Here is a 15,971-nt window from a genome sequence, read left to right as displayed (position 1 = left end):
CGCGACTCAGACGTCGGCGACCTTGCGGCCCTTGTACTCGAGGAAGAGCTCGGTGCCCTGCGAATCGGTGACGACCTTGGCCTGGTGCGGACGGCTGTAGACGACCTTGCCGTTCTCGATGGTCTTGACGAGCGCGGGGGCCTCCGCCTTCCACTGCGCGCGGCGCGAGCGGGTGTTCGAACGGGAGACCTTGCGCTTCGGGGGGTTACCAGCCATGACTAGCTCTCTTCTTTCTCGGCGGCACCGCGTTCTGCCGTGCCGTCCTGGTCTGTGATCTGCTGGAGCGCGCTCCACCGAGGATCGATGGGAGCGACCTGCTCCGTTCCGGTGCTCTCGGTCAGCCTCTCGCCTGTGACCGGGTCGAGCCCGAGGCAATCCGGCTGACACACCGGCTGAAAAGGAAGGGCCAATACGGCCGCATCCCTGACGAGAGTTTCAAGATCCACGTGGTCGTCTTGAACCTCGAAGTCAGTTTCTTCCTCACCAGGATACGCGAAAAGCTCCTGGAACTCGACTTCGACGGGCCGAGCGATGTCGGTGAGGCATCGGCCGCACACCCCGACGTACTCCCCCTCGGCTTCTCCGGTGACGAGGATGCCCTCGTGGACGGACTCGAGGCGCACGTCGAGATCGAGCTCGGAGCCCGCCTCGAACGAGACGATGCCCTCCCCCCATTGCTCGGTCAGGGGCACCGAGAAGGAGTGCTCGCGCATCTCCCCCGGGCGCCGGACGATGTCACGGACGGGGAGGACGAAAGGGCTGTTGAGTCGGGAACGCACCCCGCCATGCTACCCGGGTCACCGGCGAGGAGGGCCGGGAGACCGCCGGGAATGGGACCGCGATCGCCGATCAGATTCCGCGCGCGCCGGTGTCGAGGAACGAGGCGACGGCCGGCGGCACGAACGGCGAGACGTCCCCCCCGAGGCTCGCGACCTGGCGCACCAGCGAACTCGAGACCATCGCGTGCGCGGGGTCCGGGAGCAGGAAGACGGTCTCGATGTCGGCCAGGTGCCGGTTGACGATGGCCATCGGCGACTCGTAGGCGACATCGACCTGCGAGCGGATGCCCTTCACGAGCACACCGGCGTTCACGTCACGCGCGTAGTCGACCAGCAGCCCCATGCTCCAGGAGCCGATGACGATCTCGCCCTCCATCCCGTCCTCGGCGATCGAACGCTCGAGGAGGGACAGGCGCTGCGCGATCGGGAGCATCGCCTCCTTGCCCGGGTTGTGGACCACGAGCACATGCAACTCGTCGTAGAGGGCGGCCGCACGACGGATCACGTCGAGGTGACCCAGGGTCGGCGGATCGAAGGAACCCGGGACGACGGCGATCCGGCTGCTCATGGCTCCCAGCCTAGGGCACCTCGGCGGACACTCAGTTCTTCGCGAGGGCGGCGCGATCCTCGTCCGTGACCCGTCGGCCGATGGCCTCCCGGAGCCCCGGATGAGCCGCGAGCTCCGGATCGGTGGTGAGGATGTCCTCCGCGAGCTCCCGGGCGCGCGTGATGAGTCCGGCGTCCTTGACCACCCGCAGGAGCTTAAGGGAGGAACGGACCCCGGCCTGCGCGGCGCCCAGCACATCGCCCTCGCCGCGCAGCTCGAGATCGACCTCGGCCAGCGCGAAGCCGTCGAGCGTCGCGGCGACCGCATCGACCCGTTCCCGGGCGACCGTCCCGGCCTCCGCCTCCGTCACGAGCAGGCACAGCCCCGGAACGCCCCCTCGCCCCACCCGGCCCCGGAGCTGGTGCAGCTGGGAGACCCCGAAACGATCCGCGTCGAGGACGATCATCGTCGAGGCGTTCGGGACGTCGACGCCGACCTCGATCACGGTCGTCGCGATGAGGAGATCGATCTCGCCCCGGGCGAAGGCCTGCATGACGGCGTCCTTCTCTTCCGAGGGCATCTTGCCGTGGAGGACCGCCCGACGGAGTCCGCCGAGCGTGGGATGGGTGGACAGCGCCTCGTCCAGCTGGACGACACCCCACCGCGGCCCCTTGCCGCCCTCCGGCGCCAGCAGGGCCTGCTCCCCCGCTTCCGCCGTCTTGGCCGCGGTATCGATCGCCGCGCACACGGCGAAGACCTGGCGACCCTGGGCGATCTCCTCCGCCGCCCTCTCCCACACGCGGTTGAACCATCCGGGGTGCTCGGCCAGCGGCGCGACATACGACTCGATCCCGGCGCGCCCGGCCGGCATGGTGCGGATCACGGAGGTGTCGAGGTCGCCGAACACCGTCATCGCCACCGTGCGCGGGATGGGCGTCGCGGTGAGGACGAGCGCATGCGGACTCGACCCCTTCGCGCGGAGCGCCTCGCGCTGCTCGACCCCGAACCGGTGCTGCTCGTCGACCACGACGAGACCGAGGTCCGCGAAGGTGGTCTTCTCCCCGAGGAGCGCGTGCGTGCCGACGACGATGAGCGCCTGCCCGGAGGCGACGCGCAACGCGGCCTTACGCCGATCCGCTGCCGGCATCTGCCCCGTCAGGAGGGTGGGCATCACCAGCGGTGCCAGCTGCGGACCGACCATCTTGGTGATCGAGCGCAGGTGCTGCCCCGCCAGGACCTCGGTCGGAGCGATCAGGGCCGCCTGGCCGCCGCTCTCGGCGACCTGCAGCATCGCCCGCAGCGCCACGAGCGTCTTGCCCGAACCGACCTCGCCCTGCACCAGCCGGTTCATGGGCCACGAGCCCACGAGGTCGTCCGCGATCTGCGCGCCGACCGTCTGCTGGTCCGGCGTGAGGGTGTACGGCAGCGCCGCGTCGAAGCGCTCCAGGAGCCCGCCCGGCGACGCCGGACGCGAGGTGGCCGCCAGCGCCCGCACGGCGTCGCGCTGCTGGAGCAGTGCGGTCTGCAGGGTCAGCGCCTCGTGCATGCGCAACGTGCGCACCGCGGGATCGATGTCGTTGCGGGAGCGCGGGCGGTGGATGGCCTCCAGCGCCTCTCGCGCCGTCAGTAGTTCTTCCCGCGCGCGGATCTCGGCGGTCAGCGGGTCGGGGACGGTCGCGAGGTCGTCGAGCACCCGACCGACGAGTCGGGCGATCTGCCAGGTCTGGATCGCCGACGTCGCCGGGTAGATCGGGATCGGCACCGCCGCCCGGGCATCCGCCCGCCGTCGCGCCGCGTCCTCGTCGTCGAAGAGCTCGTACTCGGGGTGAGCGAACTGGGTCATGCCGTTGAACTCGCCGACCTTGCCGGAGAAGACCCCCCGCCGCCCGACCGCCAGATCCTTCGCGCGCCACTCCGCCGCCCCGACGTTCTTGGCGAAGAAGGTCAGCGACATGCGCCCGACACCGTCGCCGATGACGACGTCGACCATCGCGCCGGGGCGGTTGCGCATGCGGCGGAAGCTCGATGAGAGGACCTCGGCGACGATCGTCACCGTCTCACCCAGAGGAAGATCGCGGATGGGGGTGAGCTCCCCCGGGTCGGCGTACCGGCGCGGGTAATGCGCCAGGAGGTCGCCCACGGTCTTCATGCCGAAGGCGCGGTCGAGCGTCTTGGCCGACGCCGCACCGAGGGCCTCCTCGAGCGAGGAATCGAGCGTGAGCGACATGCTCCGAGTCTAGGGAACCGCACGGACACGTCCGGCCCGCGGGCTGTCGTATCGTGAACGGGTGACGAGGATCATCGCCGGAACGGCACGCGGCACCCGGCTCGACGTCCCCGGTACCGGGACCCGGCCGACGAGTGACCGCGTGCGCGAGTCGCTCTTCGGCGCCCTCGAGTCGCTCGACGCGATCGCGGACGCCCGGGTCCTGGACCTCTATGCGGGCTCCGGGGCACTCGGCCTCGAAGCGCTGAGCCGCGGGGCGCGGAGCGCCGACCTCGTCGAGCGCGGACGTCAGGCGGCCGCGGTCGTGAGGCGCAACGTCGCGGCGGTGGCCAAGGCGTCTGGAACCGCCCCCGCACGTGTGCAGGAGGCGACGGTCCGCGCCTTCCTCGGCCGGGCGTCCGGACCGTACGACCTCGTCTTCTCGGATCCGCCGTACGACATCGACGACGAGGCGATGGACGGCGACCTCGCCGCCCTCGCGCCGCTGCTCAGCGATGACGCCGTGGTGGTCGTCGAGCGCGCCCGTCGGTCCACCGCTCCCGACTTCCCGGCGGCCGGCCTCCGGGTGTTCCGCGAGAAGACATACGGCGACACGACGCTCTGGTGGGCGGAGCCGGACCGGGAGGACGCGGCGTCGGCGGATGTTCAGCCCGAGACGGAGTCCCAGTCCCGGTAGGGGTCCCAGCCGCTGACGTCCACCGGCTGCTCGTCACACAGCAGGTCGTGCGCGCCCCGCGCACGAACGACACCGATCGCCCGGAATCCCGGCGGCAACACGTCGTTCGGGAACGTCGCGAGCAGGGCATGATCCTCACCGCCCGCGAGCGCCCGCTGCGGAGAGCTGCCGAGCGATGCGCCGTCCAGCGCGAGAGTGACGCCTGACGCCTCCGCGAGGCGCCGCGCGTCGAGGGCGAGACCATCCGAGACGTCCATCATCGCGGTCGCCCCGGCCGCGGCCGCGACGACGCCGAGGCCGATGGGTGGCGACGGCCGCAGCTGGGCGGCGACCGCAGCGCTCTCCCCCGGTGCGAGAGCCGTGGGATCGACCGGCACCGGTGTGTCGCCGTCACGGAAGCGTCCGAACAGCACCGCCAGCCCGTGCGCGGCATGGCCCAGCTCCCCCGCGACGGCGACGACGTCGCCCGGTCGCGCCCCCGCCCGCGTCACCGGCGGGCGGCCCTCCAGGTCGCCCAGGGCCGTCACGGCGACCGTGAGCGCCTCGGAGACGGTGAGATCGCCACCGACGACCGCGCACCCGGGGGCGAGCGCCACGCAGGCCTCGCGGAAACCGTCGGCCAGGCGCTCCACGAAGGACAGCCGGAGGTCACGCGGCACCGCCAGAGCCACGAGCAGCGCGGTCGGACGCGCGCCCATCGCAGCGATGTCGGCGAGATTGACCGCCGCGGCCTTCCAGCCGAGGTCATAGCCATTCGTCCAGGCGAGCCGGAAGTCCGGGCCGTGCACGAGGGTGTCCGTCGTCGCCACGACCGAGGCCGAGGGAGCGGCGATCACGGCCGCATCGTCTCCGGGGCCGAGAAGCGTGTGCGTGCCGGGCGCGGTGCGCTGGAGGATGGCACGGAGGATGCGACCCTCCGAGAGATCTCCCAGGCGCGGATCGTCGGAGTCGGGTCGGGAGGGCATGTCGTCAAAGGTAGCCTGGAAGCATGCTTCGTTCCCGCCGCCTCGCTGCCGTCGCGGGGGCGATCGCTCTCGCCGCCGGCCTCGCCGGATGCTCCACGACCGTGCACCTCGAGCCGGCGGACGACGCCAACGACCCGGCGTGCGCGAACGTGTCCGTGCTGCTGCCGGACTCGGTCGGCGGCTACGAGCGCGTGTGGACCGACGCCCAGGCCACCGGCGCCTGGGGAGACCCCACCGTCGTCCTGCGCTGCGGGGTGGAGCCGCCCGCCCCGTCCGACCTCGTGTGCACCACCCTCGGCGGGGTCGACTGGCTCGTGCTCGAGCAGGAGGAGGAGCGTCAGCGCCTCGTCACCTACGGGCGGGAGCCGGCCATCGAGGTCATCATCCGCCGCGGTGAGCAGGTCGACTTCCAGTCGATCGTCGACACGCTCTCGTCGAACATCCAGTCCGGCCTGGCCCCGGCCACGGCGCAGTGCACCGACCGGGTCGAGTTCCCCGCGAGCTGAGCACCCGCGGGGACGACCGGTTCAGCGACGCAGGCCCGCCTCGATCAGCTCAGTGATGAGGTCGCCGTAGCCGAGCCCGGAGGCGACCCAGCACTTCGGGAACATCGAGATCGGCGTGAAGCCGGGCATGGTGTTCAACTCGTTGACGATGAGCTCGCCCGTCGACGTCAGGAACATGTCGACGCGGGCGAGGCCGCGGCCCTCCACCGCCTCGAACGCGCGGACACCGGCGTCCTGGATGGCCGCCACCTCCGCTGCGCTCAGCTCGGCCGGGCACACCACGTCGACCCCGTCGCCGCCGAGGTACTTGCCCTCGAAGTCGTAGAAGCCCCGGTCCGTCAGCACGATCTCCCCCGGGAGCGACGCGCGCACCCCGTCGGCCGTCTCGAGCACCGCGACCTCGATCTCACGACCGGTCACGCCCGTCTCGATGAGCACCTTGTCGTCCTCGGCGAAAGCGATCGCCAGAGCAGCGTCGAGCTCTTCCGGCGCGGTCACCTTCGACACGCCCACGCTCGAGCCCGCACGTGCGGGCTTGACGAAGACGGGCAGCCCGAGCTGCGCGGCACGCTGCCGCACGTCCGCGGCATCCGCGTCCCAGTCCCGGCGCCGGACGGTGATCCCGGGCGCCACCGCGATCCCGGCCGCCTGCAGGGCGATCTTCATGAAGTGCTTGTCCATGCACAGCGCCGAGTCGAGCACTCCGCCGCCGGCGTAGGGCACCTCGAGCGTGTCGAAGAACCCCTGGATGGTGCCGTCCTCGCCGTGCGGTCCATGGAGGATGGGCAGGACGACGTCGATCTCGCCGAGCCCCTGCGTCTCCCCGTCGGGATGCACCACACGCAGCGTGCGATCACCGCCCGGCTCGGGCCACAGCACGCGGGTGCCGTTGTCCACGACCTCCGGCAGATGCGCGGCGTCCAGGGGGAACTTCGCCGGATCGTCGTCCTCGAGGACGAACGCGCCGTCACGGGTGATCCCCACCGGGATCACCCGATAGCGGTCACGATCGATCGCGCCCAGCACTCCCCCCGCCGTTGCGGAACTGATCGAATGCTCGCTGGAGCGCCCGCCGAAGAGCACCACCACCGTCTGCTTGTCCATGGTTGGTCCTCTCCCCCTGCGGGGTGTCGTCGTCCGTCGTCAGATGCGGGGCGATATCCCGGGGATCCATCCTGCCGTCGAGCACCATCTTGACCTGCTCGACGATCGGCATGTGCACGTCAGCCTCGCGGGCGAGCTGCAGGACGGGGGCGACCGAGGCCAGACCCTCCGCCGTCTGCTGCATCTGCTTCACCACGTCCTGGAAGCTGTAGCCCTGCCCCAGCAGCCGACCCGCGGTGTTGTTGCGGCTCAGCGGCGACTGGCACGTCGCGATGAGGTCGCCGAGGCCCGCCAGACCCTGCAGCGTCTCCGGCTGGGCGCCGTTCGCGACCGCGAAGTCGGTCATCTCCACCAGGCCGCGCGTGATGATCGAGGCCTTCGTGTTCTCGCCGTAGCCGACGCCGTCCACGATCCCGATCGCCACGGCGATGAGGTTCTTCAAGACCCCGCCGAACTCCGTGCCGATGACATCCGTGTTCACGAACGTGCGGAAGTACGAGTTGCGCGCCGCCCGGGCGACAACGTCCGCCGTCTCCTGGCTGCGCGAGGAGATCACGGCGGCGGTGGGCTGCTCGCGGGCGATCTCCAACGCGAGGTTGGGACCGGACGCCACGGCCACCCGGTCGGGATCGCACTGCAGCTCCTGCTGGATCACCTGACTCATCCGCAGCCCGGTGCCGCGCTCGACGCCCTTCATGAGGCTGACGATCTTCGCATCGCCGGACGCGAGGAGCGGACGGAGCGCCGTGAGGTTCTCCCGCAGCGATTGGCTCGGGACGGAGAGGTAGACCTGGTCCACGCCGTCCAGCGCGGTCGCCAGCTCATGCGTGGCCGCCATGGTGCGGGGCAGGTTGATGCCCGGCAGATAGCGGGAGTTGCGCTTGGCCTCGTCGATCTCGTGCGCCAGCTCGGCGCGACGCGCCCACATCGTCACGTGCGCGCCGCCGTCGGCGAGGATCTTGCCGAAGGTGGTCCCCCAGCTGCCGGCGCCGATCACGGCCACGCGGGGACCCGTCGGCACGGTTCTCTTAGGAGTCAAGGCGTCCGGTCTCCTTCTGCCCGTGGCTCGCCGGGTTCCAGCGCTCCGCGGGGGCCTTTTCGTCACGCACCTGTTCCAGCAGCGCCGTGATCGCGTTCATGAGTCGGTTGGTGGCCTCCGTCAGCGCCGCCGGCTCGTCGGCCCGGTCGCGGAGGTCGGAGACGTCGACCGCGTCTCCGACGATCACGGTGACGGGCTTGCGGAGCGGCCACAGGCTCAGCCCCTTCTGGTAGCGCCCCATGATCGCCTGCGTGCCCCATTGGGCCATCGGGATGAGCGGGATGCCGTCGGCGAGAGCGAGGCGGACCGCACCGGACTTGCCGCGCATCGGCCACATGTCCGGGTCGCGGGTGAGCGTACCCTCCGGGTAGACGATGACCCCGCGTCCGTGCTCCACGAGGGCGGCGGACTGCGCCATCGTCTGCTTCGCGGCAGCGGCGGACGAGGTGCGGGCCACCGGGATCATCCCCGTCTTGTGCAGGAACCAGCCCAGCACCGGGACGCGGAACAGGCTCTCCTTCGCCATGAACCGCGGGGCCCGCCCCATGCGCCACACCGCCATCGCCACGATGAGCGGGTCGAACTCGGAGTAATGGTTGGGTGCGAGGACGAACGCACCCTCCCGGGGGAGCTTCTCCGCGCCGATAATGCGGATCTTGGCGATCAGCGACACGAGAGGCACGACGATCGCCGCGAGCGGCCAGAACAGGCTCGGCCGCGTCTTCTCCGGAGACCGGGAAGCCATGGGGCTCACCGGATGACGTCGAAGTCGGCGCCGAGCGCGTCGAGCTTGGCGAGGAACTTCTCGTACCCGCGGCTGAGGATGTCGACGCCCGACACCTTCGACTCGCCGGTCGCGGTCAGCGCCGCGATGATGTGGCTGTAGCCGCCGCGCAGATCCGGGACCACGATGTCGGCGCCGTGCAGCGGCGTCGGACCGGTGATCACGGCCGCCTGCTCCAGGTCGCGGCGGGGCACGCGACGCGGCCCGTCCTGCAGCCCCTGCGGGTGCACGACGATGTCCGCGCCCATCTTGACGAGGGCCTCCGTGAAGCCCATCCGGTTCTCGTACACGGTCTCGTGCACGACTGAGCGGCCGTGCGCCTGCGTCAGTGCGACCACGAGCGGCTGCTGCCAGTCGGTCATGAATCCGGGGTGCACGTCGGTCTCGATCACGACCGGCTTGATGTCGCCGTCGCGGCGGAAGAGGATGCCATCCTCCTGGATGTCGAACCAGCCGCCCGCCTTGCGGAAGACGTTGAGGAACGTCAGCATCTCCTGCTGCTTGGCGCCGCCGACGAAGATCTCGCCGTCCGTGGCCAGCGCGGCGGACGCCCAGGACGCCGCCTCGTTCCGGTCGAAGATCGAGCGGTGGTCGTAGCCGCGGAGCTTCTCGACGCCCTCGATGAGGATGACGCGGTTCGGCTCGTAGGAGATGATCGCGCCCATCTTCTGCAGGACGGCGATGAGATCCATGATCTCGGGCTCGATCGCCGCGTTGCGGAGCTCGGTGATGCCCTCCGCACGGACCGCGGTGAGGAGCACCTGCTCGGTGGCGCCGACGCTCGGGTACGGCAGGTGGATGTTCGCCCCGTGCAGCCGGCTGCCACCCGTCGAGAGGCGGATGCCGCTGGGCAGTTTCTCGACGATGGCGCCGAACTTGCGCAGCGCGTCCAGGTGGAAGTCGATCGGACGGTCGCCGATGCGGCAGCCGCCCAGGTCGGGGATGAACGCCTGGCCGAGGCGATGCAGCAGGGGACCGCAGAAGAGGATCGGGATCCGGGACGCACCGGCGTGGGCGTCGATCTCTTCGAAGTGGGCCGACTCGACGTCGCTCGGGTCGAACACCAGGGAGCCGGGCTCGTCGCCCTCGGACACGCGGACGCCGTGCACCTCGAGCAGCGAGCGCACCACGGCGACGTCGCTGATGGCCGGCACGTCGCGCAGGACGCTCGTAGTCTCCCCGAGCAGGGACGCGACCATCGCCTTGGTGGCGAGGTTCTTCGCGCCCTTGACGTCGACGCGTCCGCGCAGCGGACGACCTCCGCGGATGGCGAGGACGTCTCCGGTCAGCGCGGGGGCGTCGTCGGAGAGAGCGTCGCGCACGGGTGTCGTCATTCGGGGCCTCACTTCATTCATCGGGGGCGGGGTTACCCCTGGCTCCCCCGCCCCCCTCCGTCTCACTGGACGGGGAGGGTCCGCGGCCGCCACGACTCGCGACGGGCCTCGAACTGCGCGATCTTGTCTTCGTTGCGCAGCGTGAGCCCGATGTCATCGAGCCCTTCAAGGAGCCGCCATCTAGTGTAATCGTCGATCCCGATGTCGGCCTGGAAGCCGGCCTCCGCGCCGCCCGTGGGGTCGCCGATGGCGGCGGTGCGCGCCTCGAGGTCGACCGTCATCCGCGCGCCGGGATCCTTGTCCAGCACCGCCCAGAACCGTTCCAGGTCCTCTTCCGAGATGGTCGCGGCGAGGAGCCCCTGCTTGCCCGCATTGCCGCGGAAGATGTCGGCGAACCGCGGGCTGAGCACGACCTTGAAGCCGAAGTCGCGCAGCGCCCAGACGGCGTGCTCACGGCTGGAACCGGTACCGAAATCGGGCCCGGCGACGAGGATGGACGCCCCCTGGTACGGAGCCTGGTTGAGCACGAACTCGGGGTCCTGCCGCCAGCCGTGGAACAGGGCGTCCTCGAAGCCCGTCTTCGTGACGCGCTTGAGGAACACGGCGGGGATGATCTGGTCGGTGTCGACGTTCGACCGCTTCAGCGGCGCGGCGATCCCGGTGTGGGTGATGAACTTCTCCATGATCAGGCCTCCAGGTCGCTCGGGCTGGACAGGGTGCCGCGGATGGCGGTCGCCGCGGCGACGAGCGGCGACACGAGATGCGTGCGTCCGCCCTTGCCCTGGCGCCCTTCGAAGTTGCGGTTCGACGTCGATGCGCAGCGCTCCCCGGGAGCGAGCTGGTCGGGGTTCATGCCGAGGCACATGGAGCACCCGGCGAAGCGCCACTCCGCCCCGAAGTCCTTGATGACTTGGTCGAGGCCCTCGGCTTCGGCCTCCAGGCGCACACGCGCAGAACCCGGGACCACCATGACCCGCACCCCGTCGGCCTTCTTCTTGCCCTGGATGATGGACGCGAACGCCCGGAGGTCCTCGATGCGGCTGTTCGTGCACGAACCCATGAAGACCGCGTCGACGGGCACCTCCTTCAGCGGAGTGCCGGGCGTCAGGTCCATGTACTCCAGCGCCCGCTCCGCCGCGGCCCGCTCGTTCGGGTCGGCGATCTGCGCGGGATCCGGCACCGCGGCAGAGAGCGAGCTCCCCTGTCCGGGGTTCGTCCCCCACGTCACGAACGGCTCCAGCTCGTCGGCGTCGATGAAGACCTCGGCGTCGAAGACGGCCCCCTCGTCCGTCGGCAGCGTGCGCCAGTAGGCGACCGCGTCGTCCCAGTCCTGTCCCTTCGGGGCGTGCGGACGCCCCTCGAGGTACGCGAACGTCGTCTCGTCCGGGGCGACCATGCCGGCACGGGCGCCCGCCTCGATCGACATGTTGCAGATCGTCATACGGCCCTCCATGGAGAGCGCGCGGATCGCGCTGCCGCGGTATTCGAGCACGTAGCCCTGGCCGCCGCCGGTGCCGATCTTCGCGATCACGGCGAGGATGATGTCTTTCGCGGTGACGCCGGGCCGCAGCGTGCCCTCGACGTTGATGGCCATCGTCTTGAACGGCTTCAGCGGCAGGGTCTGGGTCGCCATGACGTGCTCGACCTCGCTGGTCCCGATGCCGAACGCCATCGCGCCGAACGCGCCGTGCGTCGACGTGTGCGAATCGCCGCAGACCACGGTGATGCCCGGCATGGTGAGACCGAGCTGCGGGCCGACGACGTGCACAATGCCCTGTTCCGCGTCGCCCAGCGAGTGCAGTCGCACACCGAACTCGGCGGCGTTGCGGCGCAGCGTCTCGATCTGGGTGCGACTGGTCAGATCGGCGATGGGCTTGTCGATCTCCCACGTCGGCGTGTTGTGGTCCTCGGTGGCGATCGTCAGGTCGAGCCGGCGGAGCGGACGCCCTTCGCTGCGGAGGCCGTCGAAGGCCTGCGGGCTCGTGACCTCGTGAACGAGGTGCAGGTCGATGTAGATGAGGTCGGGCTGGCCGTCCTCGCCCTTGACGACGAGGTGGTCGTCCCAGACCTTCTCGGCGAGCGTCCTGGGGCGTGCGGAATCCGCACCGGCGGTGGTGGTCATGGCGTGTCTCCTGGGAATGGCGGTTCGGCCCACGATGGACTCCGCGACGAGGAGGGGCTCAGATCGAGGTCTCGCCGCGGCCGCTAAGAAGGAGCACGGTCCGCATGACGTCAGGTTACCACCGCTCGGACACGCCGAGACACGCCGTGACACTCTGTTGCTCACCCGACCGACCGAGAGGCCCCGCATGACCGCCGACACCGCCCGCTTCGCCACCCGCGCCGTCCACGCCGCGAGAGGCCGGGCGTCGGCCGCCTCCCGCGTGACGCCCATCTACCTCACGGCCGGGTTCGAATTCGACGACTTCGACCATGCCGCGGACCACTTCGGCACCGGCACGGGCTTCGGCTACACGCGCACCGGGAACCCGACCGTGCACGCCGTCGAACGCCAGCTCGCGAGCCTCGAATCCGGCGCGGACGCCGTGCTCGTCGCCAGCGGACAGGCGGCGGTGACGACCGCCCTGCTCTCGGTCGTGGGGGCGGGCGACCACATCGTCTCGTCCACCCACATCTACGAGGGCACCCGCGGGCTGTTCCTGGACAATCTCGCCCGCCTCGGCATCGAGACGACGTTCGTGGACGACATCGCCGACCCGGACGCCTGGCGCGAGGCCGTGCGTCCGACGACCAGGGCCCTGTTCGCGGAATCGCTCGCGAATGCCCGCAACGACGTGCTGGACGTGGCTGCGGTGAGTGCCGTGGCCGACGAGATCGCGGTCCCCCTGATCGTCGACAACACCCTGGCGACGCCCGCGCTGCTCCGGCCGCTGGAGCACGGCGCCGCCATCGTCGTGCACTCCGCGTCGAAGTTCCTCGCCGGTCAGGGAGCGGTGCTCGGGGGTGTCGTCGTCGACGACGGCCGCTTCGACGCCGATCGCGCGGGGCACAACGCCCCGCACCTCGTGCTTCCGGGCCGGGGCAGCACTCCGAGTGTCGTCGCGCGACACGGCGGCCGCGCCCGGATCGGGTACGCCAGGGAGTCGGTGGCGCCGCGGTTCGGCGCCTCCCCCTCGCCTCTCAACGCGTTCCTCATCGGGCAGGGCACCGAGACCCTCGGGCTGCGGGTCGAGCGGCAGTCGCAGAACGCCCTCGCCGTCGCCCGCTGGCTGGCCGCGCATGACGCCGTGGAGAGCGTGGACTACGTCGGTCTGCCCTCGCACCCGCACCACGCGACCGCACAGCGCTACCTCGACGGCGGGTTCGGCTCCATCTTCACCTTCACCCTGCGCGGCGGACTGCCCGCGGCCCGTCGCTTCGTGGAGGAGGTGTCCGTGTTCACCCATATGACCCACATCGGCGACGTGCGATCGCTGGTGCTGCACCCCGGCACCACCAGCCACGCGCAGCGCACCGAGGAGGAGCGCCGAATCCTCGGTGTGGGGCCCGGCACCCTGCGGCTGTCGATCGGCATCGAGGATGTGGACGACCTGATCGGCGATCTCGCGCGCGTGCTCGAGAGCGTCCGGGAGACGGTGTCATGAGCCGCCCGCAGCACTTCGGCTGGTTCCTCGCCCGGGGGTTCGGTCCTCAGGGCTGGGGGTACCCGTCCCTGGACTGGGACTACGACTGGACGCGCCCGGAGGTCTACCAGGAGGCTGCGCGCACCCTGGAGCAGGCCGGCTTCGACCTCGTGATCATCGAGGACAGCCCCTCACTCGGCTCCCCGGACACGATCGACCTGCGCGTGCGCCACGCCTTCGGCGGCCCGAAGCACGACCCGCTGCTGCTCGCGCCGTACCTCTTCCAGGCGACGAGGCACCTGGGGGTCGTGCCGACCGTCAATCCGGCAGCCTTCCTTCCCTACACCGCCGCCCGACAGTTCGCGACGCTGCAGCATCTCAGCGGGCACCGGCTCGGCCTCAACGTCGTCACCGACACCGGAAGCGCCCGGCACTTCTCGGACGCCCCGCAGCTCGGACACAACGAGGCCTACGACCGGGCCCAGGAGTGGCTGGCCGGCCTCCGTGCCCTCTGGCGGAGCTGGGACGACGATGCTCTGGTCGCCGACCCCGCATCCGGCGTCTACGCGGACGGCACCCGCATGCGCGCCGTGCAGCATCGCGGTACCCACTACGCCTTCGACGGCCCCTTGAACGCCCTGCCCTTTCCGGATGGGGAGCCGGCCATCGTCTCTCCGGGCGGCTCCGGACGCGGCCTCGCGTTCGCGGGGGCCAACTCCGACGTCCAGCTCGCGCTCGCGCCCCTCCACGAGAAGGCGGTGCGGGAGTATCGACAGCGCGTGCACGACGCGGCCGCCGCGCGGGGACGACGCCCCGACGACGTCAAGATCCTCTTCGCCATCCAGCCCGTCATCACGACCTCGGCCGAGGAGGCGGATCGGATCGTCGCCGCCTCGGCGCGACCGGACGACGCGGCACTCGCCCAGATCGCCAGGAAGCAGTCCAGCGACCTGGAGACCGATCTCACGACGCTGGACCTCGACCGTCCCCTCGATCCGTCGCTGTTCGGCCCGCATGTGTCGCGGGGCAGCATCCAGCGGCTGATCGGCGACCGGGGCGAGGATGCGCCGCTGCGGGCGCATCTGACCGCCCTCGCCCGTGCGGGGCGGCTGCGGGACCGCAGCGGCTTCGTCGGCACCGCGGAGGAGTTCGCCGATCTCGTCGAGGAGCTCGGCGACTGGGGCAACGACGGCGTGCTGCTCTGGGGCGACTTCCACCCCGTCACCCTGCACCGCACCCTCGACGAGCTCGTGCCGATCCTCCGCCGCCGCGGGCTGCTGCGCCGCGAGTACGCGGACGGCGGGCTGCAGGCGAATCTGCACGCCTTCTGACGAGGCGGGTGGTGATCAGTCGCCGCTCGGGGCGCCGCGACGCGCGGCGCGCTTCTCCCGGGACGACGCGATGAGGCTCGCGATGGTGGCGACCGTCATCGACACGAGGATCACGCCGAGCGACACCATGTTGTCGATGTCCGGGACCCATTCGACGTGCTCGCCGCCGTTGATGAACGGCAGCTCGTTCACGTGCAGCGCATGCAGGATCAGCTTGATGCCGATGAATCCGAGGATCACGGCGATGCCGTAGTGAAGGTAGCGGAGGCGGTCCAGCAGGTCGCCCAACAGGAAGTACAGCTGCCGCAGACCCATCAGGGCGAAGATGTTGGCCGCGAAGACGAGGAAGCCGTTGGTGGTGATCTCGAAGATCGCGGGGATCGAGTCGATCGCGAAGATCAGATCGGTCACGCCGATCGTGACGAACACGATGATCATCGGCGTCCACATGCGCCGGCCGTCCACCGTGGTCCGGATCCGTGAGCCGTCGTACGTCTCGCTGATGTCGATGCGCCGCCGGAGCAGCCGGACGATGAAGTTCTCCTGCTTGACCTCGTCCTCGTGGTCGCCCTCCGGCATCGCCTGACGGATGGCCGTGTAGACCAGGAACGCCCCGAACACGTAGAAGATGGGCGAGAAGTTCTCGATGATCGTCACGCCGACGAGGATGAACAATCCGCGCAGGACGAGCGCGATGATGATGCCGACCATGAGGACCTGCTGCTGCAGCCGCCGCGGCACCGCGAACTGCGCCATGATCAGCACGAAGACGAACAGGTTGTCGACCGACAGGCTGTATTCGAGCGCCCAGCCGGTGATGAAGTCCCCCGCGTTCTGCCAGCCCCCGACATTGCCCAGCAGCACCGCGAACAGCAACGCGAGCCCCACGTAGAACACGACCCAGAGGGTCGACTCCTTCGTGGAGGGGATGTGCGGGCGCAGCCGGATGAGGAGCAGGTCGGCGATCAGGATGATCGACAGCACGACCATCGAGGTGATCTCGAACCAGACGGGGATGTCCACGGGCGCTGTGCACCTTTCGCGAGGGGTCGGGAATGAGTCGAAAGTCTCTCCCCCGCACAGCGTGCGGCGCGC

16 protein-coding genes are annotated in these 15,971 nt (G+C 70.4%); 4 read left to right on the top strand and 12 right to left on the bottom strand.

The window, feature by feature from the left end; all coding sequences use genetic code 11:
- Positions 1-6 precede the first annotated feature (6 nt).
- From rpmF to KAF39_RS11425, 4 genes are all read right to left on the bottom strand, one after another.
- A complete protein-coding gene (gene rpmF / locus KAF39_RS11440; RefSeq protein ID WP_013586329.1) occupies positions 7-216 on the bottom strand; it encodes a 50S ribosomal protein L32 in 210 nt (69 codons plus the stop codon).
- 2 nt (positions 217-218) lie between these two features.
- Complete coding sequence (locus tag KAF39_RS11435; RefSeq protein WP_210677362.1) at positions 219-713, bottom strand: DUF177 domain-containing protein; 495 nt, start codon at positions 711-713, stop codon at positions 219-221.
- Between the two features lie 136 nt (positions 714-849).
- Entirely contained in the window at positions 850-1,347 is a 498-nt protein-coding gene (gene coaD, locus KAF39_RS11430; RefSeq protein ID WP_210677361.1) for a pantetheine-phosphate adenylyltransferase, read from the bottom strand.
- Between the two features lie 31 nt (positions 1,348-1,378).
- Positions 1,379-3,553 (bottom strand): ATP-dependent DNA helicase RecG, encoded by a 2,175-nt coding sequence (locus KAF39_RS11425; RefSeq protein WP_210677360.1) that lies wholly within the window; start codon positions 3,551-3,553, stop codon positions 1,379-1,381.
- A gap of 61 nt (positions 3,554-3,614) precedes the next feature.
- On the opposite strand from KAF39_RS11425, the gene rsmD reads away from it, so the two are divergent.
- Positions 3,615-4,229: a 16S rRNA (guanine(966)-N(2))-methyltransferase RsmD gene (gene rsmD, locus KAF39_RS11420; RefSeq protein WP_210677359.1), complete on the top strand. Its 615-nt coding sequence runs from the start codon at positions 3,615-3,617 to the stop codon at positions 4,227-4,229.
- Here the strand turns inward: rsmD and thiL are convergent.
- Positions 4,199-5,194 (bottom strand): thiamine-phosphate kinase, encoded by a 996-nt coding sequence (gene thiL / locus KAF39_RS11415; RefSeq protein WP_210677358.1) that lies wholly within the window; start codon positions 5,192-5,194, stop codon positions 4,199-4,201. The two genes, rsmD and thiL, sit on opposite strands and share 31 nt — an antisense overlap.
- 23 nt (positions 5,195-5,217) lie before the next feature.
- Between thiL and KAF39_RS11410 the strand changes: the two genes are divergently transcribed.
- Positions 5,218-5,700 (top strand): DUF3515 domain-containing protein, encoded by a 483-nt coding sequence (locus tag KAF39_RS11410; protein WP_210677357.1) that lies wholly within the window; start codon positions 5,218-5,220, stop codon positions 5,698-5,700.
- Positions 5,701-5,721: 21 nt separating this feature from the next.
- On the opposite strand, the gene KAF39_RS11405 is transcribed toward KAF39_RS11410, so the two are convergent.
- The 6 genes from KAF39_RS11405 to leuC form a co-directional block, all read right to left on the bottom strand.
- The gene (locus tag KAF39_RS11405) at positions 5,722-6,804 is read right to left on the bottom strand and encodes a D-alanine--D-alanine ligase family protein (protein ID WP_210677356.1); all 1,083 of its coding nucleotides are present in this window, start codon (positions 6,802-6,804) and stop codon (positions 5,722-5,724) included.
- Positions 6,704-7,825 carry an NAD(P)H-dependent glycerol-3-phosphate dehydrogenase gene (locus KAF39_RS11400; protein WP_307805198.1) on the bottom strand — a complete coding sequence of 374 codons (1,122 nt, stop codon included), beginning with the start codon at positions 7,823-7,825 and terminating at the stop codon, positions 6,704-6,706. Before KAF39_RS11400 ends, KAF39_RS11405 begins: the two co-directional genes overlap by 101 nt.
- A 7-nt stretch (positions 7,826-7,832) precedes the next feature.
- On the bottom strand, positions 7,833-8,588 hold the full coding sequence (locus KAF39_RS11395; protein ID WP_210677354.1) for a 1-acyl-sn-glycerol-3-phosphate acyltransferase: 756 nt from the start codon (positions 8,586-8,588) through the stop codon (positions 7,833-7,835).
- 5 nt (positions 8,589-8,593) lie between these two features.
- Complete coding sequence (gene murA / locus KAF39_RS11390; RefSeq protein WP_210677353.1) at positions 8,594-9,961, bottom strand: UDP-N-acetylglucosamine 1-carboxyvinyltransferase; 1,368 nt, start codon at positions 9,959-9,961, stop codon at positions 8,594-8,596.
- Positions 9,962-10,023: 62 nt separating this feature from the next.
- On the bottom strand, positions 10,024-10,644 hold the full coding sequence (gene leuD, locus KAF39_RS11385) for a 3-isopropylmalate dehydratase small subunit (protein ID WP_210677352.1): 621 nt from the start codon (positions 10,642-10,644) through the stop codon (positions 10,024-10,026).
- A 2-nt stretch (positions 10,645-10,646) separates the two neighbouring features.
- Positions 10,647-12,083: a 3-isopropylmalate dehydratase large subunit gene (gene leuC, locus KAF39_RS11380; protein ID WP_149085177.1), complete on the bottom strand. Its 1,437-nt coding sequence runs from the start codon at positions 12,081-12,083 to the stop codon at positions 10,647-10,649.
- A gap of 187 nt (positions 12,084-12,270) precedes the next feature.
- Between leuC and KAF39_RS11375 the strand changes: the two genes are divergently transcribed.
- Both KAF39_RS11375 and KAF39_RS11370 read left to right on the top strand, forming a co-directional pair.
- Positions 12,271-13,566 carry an O-acetylhomoserine aminocarboxypropyltransferase/cysteine synthase family protein gene (locus KAF39_RS11375; protein ID WP_210677351.1) on the top strand — a complete coding sequence of 432 codons (1,296 nt, stop codon included), beginning with the start codon at positions 12,271-12,273 and terminating at the stop codon, positions 13,564-13,566.
- Positions 13,563-14,876: an LLM class flavin-dependent oxidoreductase gene (locus KAF39_RS11370; protein ID WP_210677350.1), complete on the top strand. Its 1,314-nt coding sequence runs from the start codon at positions 13,563-13,565 to the stop codon at positions 14,874-14,876. Before KAF39_RS11375 ends, KAF39_RS11370 begins: the two co-directional genes overlap by 4 nt.
- Before the next feature lie 15 nt (positions 14,877-14,891).
- Here KAF39_RS11370 and KAF39_RS11365 read toward each other — a convergent pair whose 3' ends face one another.
- Positions 14,892-15,899 (bottom strand): TerC/Alx family metal homeostasis membrane protein, encoded by a 1,008-nt coding sequence (locus KAF39_RS11365; protein ID WP_210677349.1) that lies wholly within the window; start codon positions 15,897-15,899, stop codon positions 14,892-14,894.
- Between the last annotated feature and the right edge of the window lie 72 nt (positions 15,900-15,971).

The organism is Microbacterium sp. BLY (genome assembly GCF_017939615.1).
GTDB lineage: Bacteria > Actinomycetota > Actinomycetes > Actinomycetales > Microbacteriaceae > Microbacterium.
This window is presented reverse-complemented; position numbering and strand designations above follow the sequence as displayed.

Excerpts from the sequence above, each read along its gene's own strand:
- rpmF (WP_013586329.1), bottom strand. The coding sequence starts at position 216 with ATGGCTGGTAACCCCCCGAAGCGCAAGGTCTCCCGTTCGAACACCCGC.
- KAF39_RS11435 (WP_210677362.1), bottom strand. The coding sequence starts at position 713 with ATGCGCGAGCACTCCTTCTCGGTGCCCCTGACCGAGCAATGGGGGGAG.
- coaD (WP_210677361.1), bottom strand. The coding sequence starts at position 1,347 with ATGAGCAGCCGGATCGCCGTCGTCCCGGGTTCCTTCGATCCGCCGACC.
- KAF39_RS11425 (WP_210677360.1), bottom strand. The coding sequence starts at position 3,553 with ATGTCGCTCACGCTCGATTCCTCGCTCGAGGAGGCCCTCGGTGCGGCG.
- thiL (WP_210677358.1), bottom strand. The coding sequence starts at position 5,194 with ATGCCCTCCCGACCCGACTCCGACGATCCGCGCCTGGGAGATCTCTCG.
- KAF39_RS11410 (WP_210677357.1), top strand. The coding sequence starts at position 5,218 with ATGCTTCGTTCCCGCCGCCTCGCTGCCGTCGCGGGGGCGATCGCTCTC.
- KAF39_RS11405 (WP_210677356.1), bottom strand. The coding sequence starts at position 6,804 with ATGGACAAGCAGACGGTGGTGGTGCTCTTCGGCGGGCGCTCCAGCGAG.
- KAF39_RS11395 (WP_210677354.1), bottom strand. The coding sequence starts at position 8,588 with ATGGCTTCCCGGTCTCCGGAGAAGACGCGGCCGAGCCTGTTCTGGCCG.
- murA (WP_210677353.1), bottom strand. The coding sequence starts at position 9,961 with ATGACGACACCCGTGCGCGACGCTCTCTCCGACGACGCCCCCGCGCTG.
- leuD (WP_210677352.1), bottom strand. The coding sequence starts at position 10,644 with ATGGAGAAGTTCATCACCCACACCGGGATCGCCGCGCCGCTGAAGCGG.
- leuC (WP_149085177.1), bottom strand. The coding sequence starts at position 12,083 with ATGACCACCACCGCCGGTGCGGATTCCGCACGCCCCAGGACGCTCGCC.
- KAF39_RS11375 (WP_210677351.1), top strand. The coding sequence starts at position 12,271 with ATGACCGCCGACACCGCCCGCTTCGCCACCCGCGCCGTCCACGCCGCG.
- KAF39_RS11370 (WP_210677350.1), top strand. The coding sequence starts at position 13,563 with ATGAGCCGCCCGCAGCACTTCGGCTGGTTCCTCGCCCGGGGGTTCGGT.